The sequence below is a fragment of the Vibrio sp. YIC-376 genome, from assembly GCF_052353105.1.
Taxonomy (GTDB): domain Bacteria; phylum Pseudomonadota; class Gammaproteobacteria; order Enterobacterales; family Vibrionaceae; genus Vibrio.
The window spans coordinates 58,581-72,080 of the sequence record NZ_JBBWFK010000017.1 but is presented as its reverse complement, the minus strand read 5'-3'; the positions used below and the strand labels follow the sequence as shown (position 1 = coordinate 72,080).

Annotated in this window: 9 protein-coding genes and 3 pseudogenes; 2 read left to right on the top strand and 10 right to left on the bottom strand. The window is 44.9% G+C overall.

The genetic code is table 11. The features are described from left to right. Window positions 1-11: 11 nt before the first annotated feature. The 6 genes and pseudogenes from WJM94_RS21650 to WJM94_RS21625 all read right to left on the bottom strand — a co-directional run. Window positions 12-1,385 (bottom strand): IS4 family transposase, encoded by a 1,374-nt coding sequence (locus WJM94_RS21650; protein WP_444495679.1) that lies wholly within the window; start codon window positions 1,383-1,385, stop codon window positions 12-14. Between the two features lie 144 nt (window positions 1,386-1,529). After that, on the bottom strand, window positions 1,530-2,495 hold the full coding sequence (locus WJM94_RS21645) for an OmpA family protein (protein ID WP_444496238.1): 966 nt from the start codon (window positions 2,493-2,495) through the stop codon (window positions 1,530-1,532). 445 nt (window positions 2,496-2,940) lie between these two features. Then, window positions 2,941-4,065, bottom strand: a complete 1,125-nt coding sequence (locus tag WJM94_RS21640) for a M14 family metallopeptidase (protein WP_444496237.1) — start codon at window positions 4,063-4,065, stop codon at window positions 2,941-2,943. 167 nt (window positions 4,066-4,232) lie between these two features. Then, a pseudogene (locus WJM94_RS21635) lies at window positions 4,233-4,434 on the bottom strand (FAD-dependent oxidoreductase); the annotation flags it as partial. 10 nt (window positions 4,435-4,444) lie between these two features. After that, entirely contained in the window at window positions 4,445-5,149 is a 705-nt protein-coding gene (phnR, locus tag WJM94_RS21630) for a phosphonate utilization transcriptional regulator PhnR (RefSeq protein WP_444496236.1), read from the bottom strand. A 9-nt stretch (window positions 5,150-5,158) separates the two neighbouring features. Then, a pseudogene (locus WJM94_RS21625) lies at window positions 5,159-5,449 on the bottom strand (putative 2-aminoethylphosphonate ABC transporter permease subunit); the annotation flags it as partial. A gap of 20 nt (window positions 5,450-5,469) precedes the next feature. Here WJM94_RS21625 and WJM94_RS21620 point away from each other — a divergent pair. After that, window positions 5,470-5,589 (top strand): annotated as a pseudogene (locus tag WJM94_RS21620) (phosphonoacetaldehyde hydrolase); the annotation flags it as partial. Between the two features lie 51 nt (window positions 5,590-5,640). On the opposite strand, the gene WJM94_RS21615 reads toward WJM94_RS21620, so the two are convergent. Beyond that, window positions 5,641-5,988: an ATPase gene (locus WJM94_RS21615; RefSeq protein WP_444496235.1), complete on the bottom strand. Its 348-nt coding sequence runs from the start codon at window positions 5,986-5,988 to the stop codon at window positions 5,641-5,643. Between the two features lie 9 nt (window positions 5,989-5,997). Beyond that, window positions 5,998-8,370, bottom strand: a complete 2,373-nt coding sequence (locus tag WJM94_RS21610; protein ID WP_444496234.1) for a S8 family serine peptidase — start codon at window positions 8,368-8,370, stop codon at window positions 5,998-6,000. A 472-nt stretch (window positions 8,371-8,842) separates the two neighbouring features. Here WJM94_RS21610 and WJM94_RS21605 point away from each other — a divergent pair, with 472 nt between their 5' ends. Continuing rightward, window positions 8,843-10,096, top strand: a complete 1,254-nt coding sequence (locus WJM94_RS21605) for an SGNH/GDSL hydrolase family protein (RefSeq protein WP_444496233.1) — start codon at window positions 8,843-8,845, stop codon at window positions 10,094-10,096. A 63-nt stretch (window positions 10,097-10,159) separates the two neighbouring features. Here WJM94_RS21605 and WJM94_RS21600 read toward each other — a convergent pair whose 3' ends face one another. Next, window positions 10,160-11,548 carry an efflux transporter outer membrane subunit gene (locus WJM94_RS21600; RefSeq protein ID WP_444496232.1) on the bottom strand — a complete coding sequence of 463 codons (1,389 nt, stop codon included), beginning with the start codon at window positions 11,546-11,548 and terminating at the stop codon, window positions 10,160-10,162. A gap of 1 nt (window position 11,549) precedes the next feature. Beyond that, window positions 11,550-13,499, bottom strand: a complete 1,950-nt coding sequence (locus tag WJM94_RS21595) for a MacB family efflux pump subunit (RefSeq protein ID WP_444496231.1) — start codon at window positions 13,497-13,499, stop codon at window positions 11,550-11,552. Window position 13,500 lies beyond the last annotated feature (1 nt).

Genomic DNA, 13,500 nt, shown 5'->3' with positions numbered 1-13,500 from the left:
CTGTCTCTTGATCACAAGTCCTGTTCAAGAGACAGAGCGAGTTCGTAGCCTTCAAGGATGGCTTGTAGTTTTAGCCATCCTTCCCAGAGCGTTTTAACTGACGCTCTTCCATTTCTTTTACTGTCTTTCCAACCGCCAAGTCGTGCGAGATGTTCATAAGCCCATTTTGCAGTTGGTATTTCCTCTGGAAGTCGCGTCTTTATTCTTTTCACCCAAAGTAACTTCCAGGCTCTTGGGGACAAGATTTTTTCACAACTAATATCTTCAACTTGCTCATTGGCAAATTTCAACTGGAAGATCCTTACGGCTAAAAAAGCATAAATGGTCGCTAATCTATCTAAGTTATCTTTACTCTGTACTCGAAGCTCTTCAACTCCGGTCCCTTCACTTTTCCAGACCTTGTGATATTCCTCAATGAGCCAACGCTTCTCGTAGTAGGAGATGATTTTTAACGCCTCTTCCGCACTGTTTACGGGTTCATTCGTCAGAATGTGCCAGTTCAGTTTCTTGTCTTCATCTCCGGCCTCAGAGCAACCCACATAATTCAGGGAAATAGATTCACCTGTTTTATTCGAGGGGGGCGTCAATGTCACCGCCGCATATTTCACATCCAGTATGACTTCACGAGATTTACGACCACCTCTTTGAGCTATCTGGATTTGTCGTTGTTTAACACTTTTAAGTTCAGAGGCAAATTGATAAAGCTTATCTGGCCCTTCTTCTATGTGGCGACTCATCATTGACCGCACAACAAAACGTTGCTGGTTTGCCATTTTATAAATGAGATAGTCGTAGATGTCAGCTTCACGATCGCAAACCGATATCACGTTGGTCATGGCATCTCCTAAACGAGCTGCCATATTACGAGAAGCTCTTTCCCACTTATAACCTTCTTTTTCTTCATAAGGTCGCTTGAGGTGCTGGGAACGGATACCGCGAGTCTTGATGTCTCTCGTCCATCTCTGTTGTTCAATCAGACCAACAACGTCAAGAGTTTCAGGAGCAAACAACAAAATACTATGAGCAAGCAGACCACGATAACGGTTACCTTGGTTCACATGCCCTAAATCAGCTCGAATAGAGCGATGCTTGTAGCTTAAGGTGGTTGTATCTTCTATAGCGAGAAGGAGGGGGTAATGGTGAACTTGATTAGCTGTTGCATTAAAACCGGCTTCGGCAATATCGCCTGACGAAACATTATCGTTGCGAATAAATCGATAAGCTCCTTCCATGCTTGCTGGTGAGGGGGATGATTTTACTACCGATTTACCTGGATGTTGCGCTAAGTCTGAAGCCATTTTTACGAGTCTAGCCGTTCTTCTTGGGTCTCCCAGTTTAGCATGCCCAAATTGTTCTTCAGCCCAATCATTATTGCTTTTTATCATCTCAGGAATCCTCAACTAAGTCCGTTAAAGATCTGATCGTGAAGTAAGAATTTAGTTCAAAAAAATCCCTCACATCATGTGAGGGACTTCTGTATAAAAGACAGGCGACTCGCTGGCTTTCGTATAATTTGCTAGAACAACGAATTATTCTGCTTGTTCAGTCGTTTCGTATTTGAACTCAGGAACAACCACTTCTACACGACGGTTCATTTCACGACCTTGACGTGTTTCGTTGCTAGCCACAGGATTTGCTTCACCCATGCCTTTAACAGTCATACGATCTGCAGCAACACCTTGAGCTTGGAACTCCTCAGCAACCGCTTTCGCACGTTTTTCTGTTAGCTGCTGGTTGTAGTCAGCTGAACCCGTTGTGTCACTGTAACCCGTGATCTCTACTTGAGCTTGTGGGTAAGTGTTCATTACATTTATTGTCTCAGATAGTGGTGAAGCATCTTTCACTTCTGCACTTTCCAGACCGAATTGTACTGTTGTAGTTTGAGCTGGGTATACATGCTCAATAATATTTGTTGCTGGGCGTGTTTCTACTACTTCTTCTTGAGCCGCTGGCTCTGAACCGAACTTGTAGTTAACACCAATACCAAAGTAGTCTGCATCCATATCTTCGATGATGTCATCAGACATGTCTTGGTAACGTTGGTACTCAGCACGTAGGCTCAAGTTGTAGTTGACTTGGTACTCTGCACCTAGAGAGCCAGTTGGAACGAAATCTTTCTCGTCACCAGCCATCATGTATGCTGCACCTACTTTCGCAAACAGATTCCAAGAATCAGTCAGTGGAAGGTTGAATTTAGGAGCTAGAGTCAACGCCCAAAGATCGCCATCAACGGTGTTTTTGCCTGCTTTATCGAAGGTAGCAGTGAAATCACCTAAGTAATCCACGCCGTATTCAGCTGCAATGTATTTGTTGAAGCTGTAGCCAAGGTGCATTGATGCAGCAAAGCTATCATCGTCACAAGGACTGTCTAGATGACATGCATCGTTTAGAGAGTTGTAACCTAGCTTACCGCCGATGTAAGTATCAGCAACTGCTACGTTAGAGATCACACCACCAGCAAGTACAGCAACCACTGCAAAAGCGATTTTCTTCATTATTTTTTCCTATTTGTTGTATACCAAGCCACACACCTAACGCAAAAAAGCGCGTTAACAACATGAAGCTGCAACTTTATCTTTATTATTTGAGACAACTCAGCTAAGTAACACCGAAAGGAAGTAAACGTGGTGTTCAACAACAATGTCAAATGCACATCATCATTAGTATTCAAGCTCGGGCTCTGAATACACGCATGAGGAAAACTAATGCATCTACATTGATATAGCCATAATCAACTCAGTGCGGAGAATACCATATCTTTTCTGTTAATGTGTGACAAAATTCACATTATTTTCAAATTTTCTCACAACTAAGAATGTATTTTTAAGATGTTGATTGAAAAGAACAATTTATAGATTGACAGGCTTTAAGCAATAAAAAAGCAGCCCATCAATGATGAACTGCTTATAAAACTTGCTTAATAGTGTGGAACTAAAACAATTAAATATTGTCCACAACGGCTAATGTTGCAGCCAACATATCTTGACCGAAAAGCACACTACGTTCAGGAGACCATCCATACAACGGATCTGGATGATTATTATTATCTTTGAATGGCATTTCGACGGTGTAAGACAAACACTTAAATTGTTCCGCAACCCAGTTAGAGCCAACCTTTAAGTTTGCTTTTCCCGGCTCGTCTTTGTCGTATCCCATGGTATCTTGGAACTCTGGCGTAATGGTTAGTAACGCTTGCTTAAAAGCAATTTCTAGCGCTGCCAACTCTTCGTCATAAGATGGGATCCCTTCTGAACCAGCGACGAAATTGTATGGAATTGCTTCGTCGCCATGAACATCCAAGAACATATCTACACCGGTTTCCAGCATACGTTGACGCACCAGGTAAACTTCCGGGCTTTTTTCCATTGAAGGAGTTTGCCACTCACGGTTCAAGTTCACACCCACTGCATTGGTGCGCAAATGGCCACGAATACCGCCGTCAGGGTTCATGTTAGGAACAACGTATAGAACAGCCTTTTCTAAAAGCGCACGTGCTGTCGTATCGTTTTCATCCAACAAGCGCTGAATCATGCCCTCCATGAACCACTCAGCCATGGTCTCACCTGGGTGTTGACGCGCAATCATCCAGATTTTCTTTTTACCCTCTTCTGGCTCACCAAAAGTCAGCAGGCTCATGTCATTCCCATCCAACGTATGACCCAGTGTTTCTAGCTGACAATGATGCGCACTTTGTGCCATGTGTAGTAGGTCAAGATGACGGTCATACGTATATGGCGCAAAGTAAGCGAAGTAGATAGAGCTACGCTCTGGAATAACAGTGAACGTTAATGTATCACCGTCAAATTCAGCAGGTATACGGAACCACTCCTCACGATCATACGACGCGACCACATCATAACCTTGCCAACCCTCTGGGTAAGCTGATTTGGCCAAATCTAACAGCTTAATGGTGTGTGACTGGTCAGCCTCGGTCTCTAAACGAAAATGGAACCATTGATAGAATTCCGACATGTTGTCGTTAGGAATTTTTAGTTGGATATCGTCTTTATCATCCGCTTTAACTACGTGGATGCTGCCGCTGTCGAAGTTGCTGAATATTTTCATAAATTACTCACCTTTTGAATCTGAGCTTGAAAGAAAGAGGCTAACACAAGGCTAAAGTGTCCCCTATTACTTTCACTTCAAACTTTATTGTTTATGGCTGAAGCCATCAGTTTAGGCGAGCTTATCGGCTTTGCCTGCTGGCGCGGCGCGATTTGTTAGCCATTTATCCCATACGAGTTTATGGCAACACCCTTGCCAGAATCACCATATCCATAAAAGAGTTTTGCTTGATTATCCAACTGACCAAAATATGGAAATCCGGTTGTGGAGCGATCAGATCCACCGATCCAAGAATGATCAAACTCACTCCCCCTTTAAAAGCGGGAAGAGTTTGTTGAAATACGTTCGTAAAAGGCTTTGGCAATGAGTAAAAAGAACGTTAGTGACTAAGCTCTGCCACCGACTCAATGCTGATGGCATCGTGTCGCCAGTATTCAATATCACAGCTAATTAACTCGCCTTGTTGGTTATAGTTCACACGCTCAACAACCATAGCTGGTGCTCCCGATGTCGCACGTAATGCTTGCGCTACTTCACCAAGAAGTGTGCTGGTTGAAATTCGGTAATGCGTTTTATGATACTCCACACCGAAGTGCTCACGATAAATATCCGTTAGCGAATTGGTGAGTTCGAAACTCAATAAATTGGGGAATATCTCCGGACGAATATAGTTCGTCACATACACTACAGGTCTGTCTTCCAGGTAACGTACGCGGTCTACTCGATAGACATCTGAAAACGGCTGGAGTTGTAACAAGCGCGCAGACTGCTTGTTCGCCATTGTGCCTTTTGCCGCAATCAGTTCAGTTTTCGGCACGCGATTCTGCGCTTTTGCCATGTTTAGAAAGTTTAGCGTTTGTGTTGGATCGTATCGCAGCGGTTCAGGAGAAATAAACCAACCTCTACGGTCTTCACGATAAATTCGCCCTTCCGCCTCCAATAATGACAACGCTTCGCGTAACGTAACTCGTGTTGTGTCGAACGACTCTGCCAACTTGCGTTCCGCAGGCAGTTTTTGACGAGGCGAAAGCATACCCGCCTCAATCTGTTCAACAATAGAATCTTTAATTTTTACGTACTGCACGAGGTGTCCTTATCTTTTACGCCAAGCCTGTGTGCGATTTTCTAACAATTTACCCAACGTCATCTGAACGATCTTGGCAATTGCGGCTGACATCATGAACATAACCTCGCAGCAGCGCTCGTTTGACCAGCGTTATCCAATTTTCAAAATTAATACCGAAGCAGGAATGGTATCACTTGAGTATAGGAATACTACCGCACAAGTGGTGGTCAATGCATTAACAAACAGGTCAGTCGCAATGTCCAAAATTGCGGGCATACACATAGGTAACGTTAATTTAAAGAATCACTTGTACTGAGGGAAATTACCGACACAGCTCACGGAAAGCACGTACGAAACTTATCAAGGGCTCACCACAATACCTCATCGATACGATTGCAGACCTTCCTGAGGTGATTGCAGACATTGAACGTCGTTTGGAGGCTGCAGAACGTCCGTAACACTCGCCAAAGACACAAAATAAACGCCCCTCCTTTGAGAGGGGCATTTTCTTATTGAGACAACAACGTTCTCGTTGGTTCTTGCTCGGTGTATTCAACCGCATCGCTGGTAGAGAGCTTGTCGACATCTTCTGGCGAGCCGATCACCACCAGTACTTGTTGTTTCACTAAAGCATCTACCACTTCAAGTTTACTTTGACGAAGAAGCGCTCTTACTTCACTCTCTTTCCCTTTGTGATATTTTACAAAGTAGCGCACTGGTTGTTGCTCAACTTGTTCAGGACGTGTATCCACCATCGGAAACCCTTGATTATCAGCCAAGGTGACTGAGCTAAAACCGATTACAAATAAAGCGGTCATACCTAATCCAGACATAGACAGCAAGATCAACTTCTTCATTGTCACTCCTTATTGAAATGTCAGAGTCCAGCTGTTGATAGTACCAGTGTCACGGTTGGCATTATCGACGGCTTTTAGTTCCCAAGTACCATTAGAGTCAAAACCAGAAAAATCCGCATCAAAGCTGGTCTTGATATCGTTCGCACTGCCACCTTCGTTGTTGTGAAGCACAACCTGATGGCCTGATGGTGATGTCAACTTCACGTACAAATCACCTACATAAGTATGGCTGATATCTAGATCTATATTGACCGTCCCGGAATCACCAGAGCGCTCAACTTCTAGAGCACTAACCACACCTGCTGAGTCATTATCCGGAATAGCTACCGAGTTTGAATTAGTATAGCTAGACTGCGTCGTTCCACCACTGGATGAATCGATCGAACCATCGTGTGTTGCAACTAACGATGCGCCAGAGTATGCGTTATAGCCGAAAACCAATACTTCATACGTACCTGCTTGAGACACAGTTAGCGAACAGCTTTCGCCGTTACCACTTTTCCACGATCGACAATCATAATTACTGGTTGTTGGTGTACCGTTAAAGCGTACGTAAAGATCTGCATCACCCGTACCACCACTTAGATCAAAAGTTGCCTGCGTCGCATCTCCCGGGACATCAAACACAAATACTGAGCTCGATTTGCTGCCACCAGACAATGGGCCTTTCGCCACACCGTTTTCTAGAACATTGTCACCAGCACCGCCGCCATCAGAACCGTCACAACCTGCATCCAGGAACTGCTTCGCCGCTTCTGCATTGACTAAGCCGTGACCAGTGCGATTGTCTCGACCTGCCACATCAATGTCTGTCGCGGTTTGAACGAGAGCATTACGTACTTGCGCCGCAGTACACGTTGGGTGGTAACTCCACACTAAACCAGCCACGCCTGTTACGTGTGGTGTCGCCATCGATGTACCATTGTAGTACTCGTAATCTTCACCTGTCGTTGTTGATACGGTGACCTCCTGACCTACATAACCAAGCAGCTCTTGACCAAATGCTCGATCAACGGTCACTGATACCATGCGATACGCATTGTTTTGGTCAACTAAGAACGGATTTTGCAAGCCTGGTAAGTCGGTATTGCTGTACACAATTGCTGCACTAGCGCCGGCGTTGTAACAAGCTTGAACAGCATCCACTTCTGGATAGCTTCCTGAAGATTGGTTACCAATACGCTCAGTCAAACAAATTTTGCCAGACATGTCGCCACAGCTGAAATTACCGCCAGAAACATCACAGCTCTCTAAGGTAGCCGTTACAGAGCCTGCAATTGGGTCTGGTACATAAGACGTGCCGTTATTGATCAAACGATTGTGAGGTACGATACCGCGGTCAAACTGACTGACACCATTAAGTGTGATATCCGAAAGTTTACCCTCACCGACTGTGACGGTAGAAAGGATAGCAACACCCGGTGCTGCGACTTCAACCTGATCCGTCGCTTGTGAAAACGCCGCATGGTCATTTTGATTATCAACGGCCGCAATCGACATTACCGAGTCGTAAGATGCCGGGTAGCTGTGTGCCGTATTACCATCATTGCCCGCTGCTGCAATTAGCAGAACACCTTGATCATATATATCTTGCAGTGCATTTTGCTCTGTTCGGCTAGATTGGCTGCCACCGAGACTCATATTCACCACGTTTGCGCCGTTATCCGCGCACGTTTGAATCGCTTTCACTAAACCGGAAGAGTAACCCCAGCCCGCTTCATTAAACACTTTCACAATGTGTAGATTGACGTTTTGGTTTGGCATTACCCCCTTCACACCCTCGGTATTAGCAATCGCCGCAATCGTACCCGCAACATGAGTACCGTGAGCATTGTTATTACCCGGGTCGCTCCATGAACCCGTGCCGCTGTCGTTTGTGCCCGCTACACGGTTACCGCTAAGATCGTTATGTGAAAGGTCGTATCCAGAGTCAATGATACACACGGTGCGGTTGCCAGCGTTCGAGTCATCCAACTGCTGAGCATTCACTGCGTTGTAGCCCCATGGGGTCGTTTCACTTAGCAAGTAACGTGGAGGATCGACTTCCACATATTCCACATCACTGCGGTTGCGAAGAAGCGCCAGATCATCGCCATCGATTTCTACACTGTAGATAGCACGGTTTCCCAGTTTTTCTACTTTGCGTGCTTTAACCTGCTCTAAAACAGACTCTTGCGCTATCCGCGGCCCCCACAATGAATTGCCTTGCATGGAAGAACCACCCGTCTCATCCTCAGTGAACTTGACGATATATTTCTTTGGTAACTTGGATTCATCAAATCCCATCGGTGGCGCCGCGAGCGCCGACATAGAAGTCGTTAACGCAACGGCCAAGGCAGACAATGAAAATAAGCCCTGTTTTTTAGTTGTTGTGTAATGCATTTGCTCTATTCCTTATATGAGCTGATTTTTTATTCACTATATCCTCATGAAAAATCACCAACTCGGTGTTCACATGAGAGACTCAGCTATAGCCCATCACCTGAAAATGCCAAATAATTCGTTTCATGAATGTAATTTTTTGTACAAAAGATCATTCAATAAACATTTTCAGTTAGCATTAAAACCATAAACAAATACTTATAAAGCAAAGATTTATATAAACAAAAAGTGAATGTTAAATTAATGTTGCTGAGTAATTATTCTATATTTTAATCACATTTATCATTTTCATACTGAATGATTTTTTTGACCATGGTACCAAAAGGAAAATATTGAATATTTAGATGTTGACTGCATAGAGTTTTTACTCAAGGTTATATGTTGTAGTGAGAGAAATTCTCATTTGATTACTTTTATAACCAGGTATTTTGCAAAGTGCTTGGAACAATAACCAATACTAGAAGAGTGAAAGATGAAAAGAACAATCACACTGTTAACCGCGTTGCTGCCGCTTGCTTCTGCAGTTGCAGAAGAGCCAGCGTTATCACCAGAAATGGTTTCAGCGTCCGAAGTGGTCAGCGTGCAAGAAAACCAAACCTACACCTACGTCCGCTGTTGGTATCGCACCAGCTATTCTAAAGATGATGTCGCAACTGATTGGGAATGGGCAAGAAATGAAGATGGCAGTTATTTTACCATCGATGGCTACTGGTGGAGTGCGGTTTCATTTAAAAACATGTTTTATACCAACACGGCTCAAAATGTTATCCGTCAACGATGTGAATCTACGCTGGATTTAGCTAACGAAAACGCAGATATCACGTTCTTTGCCGCTGATAATCGCTTCTCGTACAACCATACCATCTGGAGTAACGACGCAGCGATGCAGCCGGATCAAATTAATAAGGTGGTTGCTCTGGGGGATAGCTTATCTGACACGGGTAACATCTTTAATGCTTCACAATGGCGTTTTCCTAACCCCAACAGCTGGTTTCTAGGCCACTTTTCAAATGGCTTTGTATGGACTGAATATATCGCCAAAGCAAAAAAACTACCCCTTTACAACTGGGCCGTCGGTGGAGCTGCGGGTGAAAATCAGTACATCGCACTAACCGGTGTTGGCGAGCAAGTATCTTCTTATTTAACTTATGCAAAACTGGCCAAAAACTACAACCCTGCCAATACCTTATTCACCCTCGAGTTTGGGTTGAATGATTTCATGAACTACGAACGCAGCGTACCAGAAGTAAAGTCGGACTACGCAGAAGCATTGATTCGTCTGACGGATGCAGGGGCGAAAAACTTTTTATTAATGACGCTGCCGGATGCCACTAAAGCGCCACAGTTCAAATACTCTACGCAGGAAGAAATCGAAAATATTCGCGCAAAAGTGTTAGAGATGAACGAGTTCATCAAAGAGCAGGAGAGAGTTTACACAGCTCAGGGCTACAACATCACACTGTTTGATACACATGCGCTGTTTGAGGCTCTCACTTCAGCGCCAGAAGACCATGGTTTTGTTAATGCAACGGAGTCTTGTTTGGACATCAACCGTTCCTCTTCGATGGATTACCTCTACTCACATGCTTTACGCTCCGAGTGTGCGCGTTCTGGTTCTGAGAAGTTCGTCTTCTGGGACGTCACTCACCCAACAACCGCAACACATCGCTATGTGGCTGAGAAAATGCTAGAGAGTAGCAACAACTTAGAGCAACACCATTTCTAAGCTTTGATCAAAATGGCCACGCTAAAACGTGGCCATTTTATGTTTCTACTTTTACGCGGTGATTTACAACGGCGCTATGTCCGTACCACCTAACGATTGATATAGAGTTACCTGAGTGATGAATTGATTGTATCGATTCTCAAGCAAAGACGCTTCTGCGTTTCTTGTATTTTCCTGAGCATCTAAGTAATCCATTATCGATGTTGAACCATACTGGTATCGCGCGGCATAAATCTTCTCAGCAGCACTTGCTGCGTCATATTGTTCTTGCAAACGATCAGACTGGTACATCAGCTTTTCGCGTGCTGACAATGCGTTTTCAACATCCTGGAATGCGGTGTACAACACTTGGCGGTAGTTAACGATCGCCGTTTTGTACTCGACATCCGCAATAGCCTTGTTGTTCTCCATTTCGTTCCACTGCAAAAATGGCAGCGTGATATCTGCGCCTAACGTGCCAACAGGGTTAGATAGCAAATCTTTTAATGCCTCAGAAGAACCACCTAAAGCTCCCGTAAGAGTCAGCTCAGGCAAGTAATCTAAATCAGCGGCATCTTTGTTGGCCAGTGCAGATTTCACGTCGTAAATCGCTGCTTTTACATCAGGACGACGAATCAGCAGATCGGCAGGCACACCAACACTTAACGATGGAATGCTTCCCTCCGGTAACATGCGAATGTTGTCACTCATATTCTTAGGTGGCTGATTGAACAGGATTGCAAACGCATTGTTGGCTTCTAATAAACTCTGTTCGAATTCACTTTGCTGCGCTTGTAGGCTTGCCAGTGAACTCGTCGCTTCCAACACATCAAGCTGATCAACCGCACCCAGTTGATACTGCTTTTGAATAAGATTCAGGGTTTGCTGTGCATCATCAATGTTGTTTTGGCCAAGTTGCAATCGCTGCTTCAGATAACCTATTTGCCAGTATAGTGAAGCGGTTGTTGCCACCAAACTTTGAGCTGTAGCTTCTCGGTCTTCTTTACTCGCCATTGCCGCCCATTTTGCTTCATCGATATCAGCAGAAACCTTACCCCACAAATCCAACTCGTAACCGACGGATAAGTTTGTGCTGTAGCTGTCACCCGATTCGCCACTGTCTAGCCACTTCTCAACCTGAGCAGAAGTCGATGAGCTGAACGTTGGAAACAAATTATCTTTCGCTAATCCTAACTGCAAACGTGCCTTTTTAAGTGTCAGCGTTGCGACTTCCAGATCGTTATTTTCCTGAAGTACCTTATTGATGTAACTGTTCAGGCTTGGGTCATTAAACGCCATCCACCACGGGTCAATACTGACATCACCAGCAACATGTACCTGCTGCCAGTTAGTCGGCACCTGAACCTCAGGAGCCTGATAATCAGTTCGCATCATGGATCCACAGCCAGAGAGCAAGGCTACACCTAATGCTACGGCAAGAAAGCGAGTTTTAAATTTCGTTGTCTTTGTCATGTTAGTCTCTCGCTAATGCTTCAATTGGATCAAGTTTTGCTGCGTTACGTGCTGGTAAGAAGCCAAACGCAATACCAATCAGTGTCGAACATATGAAAGCAGAGATGATCGAGTTCATTGAGTAGATCATTTGGAAGCTGCTACCTGACGAGCTAAAAGCAAATCCAATCAAAAATGCTAAACCAATCCCCGTGACGCCACCGCACAAACAAACCAATACAGCTTCAATCAAGAATTGTCGGAGAATGTCAGCCTGCCTAGCACCAACAGCCATCCGCACACCAATCTCTTTGGTTCGCTCGGTTACCGAGACCAGCATAATATTCATCACACCGATACCACCAACGATTAGAGAGATGACTGCAATCGCAGAGATGAGTAATGTCATGGTTGCCGTCGTCTTCTCGATATTCTGACGAATCGTATCCGTGTTAATGGTAAAGAAATCTTCTGTCCCATGACGCATTTTTAGTAGGCTGATAATACTTTGCTCGGCGGCGCTGCTAGAGGCATTTTCGTCAATTCTGACGGTAATACCATTGAGATACCGTTGCCCCATCATGCGACCAGACATGGTGGTGTACGGCACCCAGATTTTCAGTGCTTCACTGTTACCAAATGCATCGTCTTTCTCTTGAGTAACGCCAACAATTCGAACGGGTAATGAGCCCAGGAATATCACTTCACCAATCGGGCTTCGATCAGCGAATATCTCTTTTCTGGTGTTGTCATCAATCACGGCCTCTTGCGCAAGTGAACTGACGCTGTCTTCATCCCAAAACTGCCCCTGTGCGATCTCATAGCCACGAACACGGAAATAGTCTTCACCCACACCTTCAATGGTTGCCGACGCATCCTGATTGGCGTAACGGACCGTTAAACTATTCGATATTGTAGGCGTCACGCTATCAACGAATGGCAGACTCTTTAGAGATTCGGCATCATCCGCGGTCAGAGTCCGAATTCTTCCTGAGCGTCTGTCACCAAAACCGGTACCGGGTCTGATATCAATAGTGTTAGTACCCATGGAGGCAATATTCGACAAAATCTGTTGCTGAGTACCGTTACCGAGAGCGACCACCGATACGACGGATGCAATTCCAATGATGATCCCTAGCATGGTCAAAAACGTGCGCATTCGATGGCTGGACATCGCTAGCAACGCCATTTTTAATGCATCAACGAAACTATCCCACTTCCACCATTTACTGGCATCCTGCTGCGATTGTTTCTTCACTTCTGCCTGAACATTTTTGGCTTCACTGACGTTTTGTTTATCGGAGATGATCTCCCCATCTTTGATTTCGATAATTCGGTCAGCAAAATTCGCCACATTCATATCATGAGTGACGAGAATGATAGTGTGCCCAAGCTGGTGTAGCTCTTTGAGCAGAGCCATCATCTCTTCGCCACTGTGGCTGTCCAGTGCGCCAGTAGGTTCATCCGCCAGAATGACCTCTCCGCCATTCATTAGCGCACGCGCAACACTCACACGCTGCTGTTGACCTCCACTTAATTGGCTTGGCTTGTGAGTCAGGCGCTCTTCCAGACCCAATCGTGTTAGTAATGCTTTAGCGCGCTCTTCACGTTGACGATGAGAAATACCAACGTACACAGCAGGAACTTCAACGTTACCCACAGCCGTTAGATCACTCAGCAAATGGTATCGTTGAAAGATAAAACCAAAGTATTCACGTCTTAGCTGTGCCAGTTCGTCAGACTCCAGCGTAGAAACGTCTTGACCGTTAATGAAATAGCGGCCGCTTGTGGGTTGATCCAGACAACCCAGTACGTTCATGAGTGTTGACTTACCAGAACCAGAGGCACCAACGATCGCCACCATCTCGCCGCGCTTAATCTCTAAATTGATGTGATTAAGTACGGTAAGTGACTCATCACCGGACACAAAACTTCGGGTTAAGTCCTCTACTTTTAATAGAACTTGGCTCATC

Excerpts from the sequence above, each read along its gene's own strand:
- WJM94_RS21650 (WP_444495679.1), bottom strand. The coding sequence starts at position 1,385 with ATGATAAAAAGCAATAATGATTGGGCTGAAGAACAATTTGGGCATGCT.
- WJM94_RS21610 (WP_444496234.1), bottom strand. The coding sequence starts at position 8,370 with ATGCATTACACAACAACTAAAAAACAGGGCTTATTTTCATTGTCTGCC.
- WJM94_RS21595 (WP_444496231.1), bottom strand. The coding sequence starts at position 13,499 with ATGAGCCAAGTTCTATTAAAAGTAGAGGACTTAACCCGAAGTTTTGTG.
- WJM94_RS21600 (WP_444496232.1), bottom strand. The coding sequence starts at position 11,548 with ATGACAAAGACAACGAAATTTAAAACTCGCTTTCTTGCCGTAGCATTA.
- WJM94_RS21640 (WP_444496237.1), bottom strand. The coding sequence starts at position 4,065 with ATGAAAATATTCAGCAACTTCGACAGCGGCAGCATCCACGTAGTTAAA.
- WJM94_RS21615 (WP_444496235.1), bottom strand. The coding sequence starts at position 5,988 with ATGAAGAAGTTGATCTTGCTGTCTATGTCTGGATTAGGTATGACCGCT.
- WJM94_RS21605 (WP_444496233.1), top strand. The coding sequence starts at position 8,843 with ATGAAAAGAACAATCACACTGTTAACCGCGTTGCTGCCGCTTGCTTCT.
- WJM94_RS21645 (WP_444496238.1), bottom strand. The coding sequence starts at position 2,495 with ATGAAGAAAATCGCTTTTGCAGTGGTTGCTGTACTTGCTGGTGGTGTG.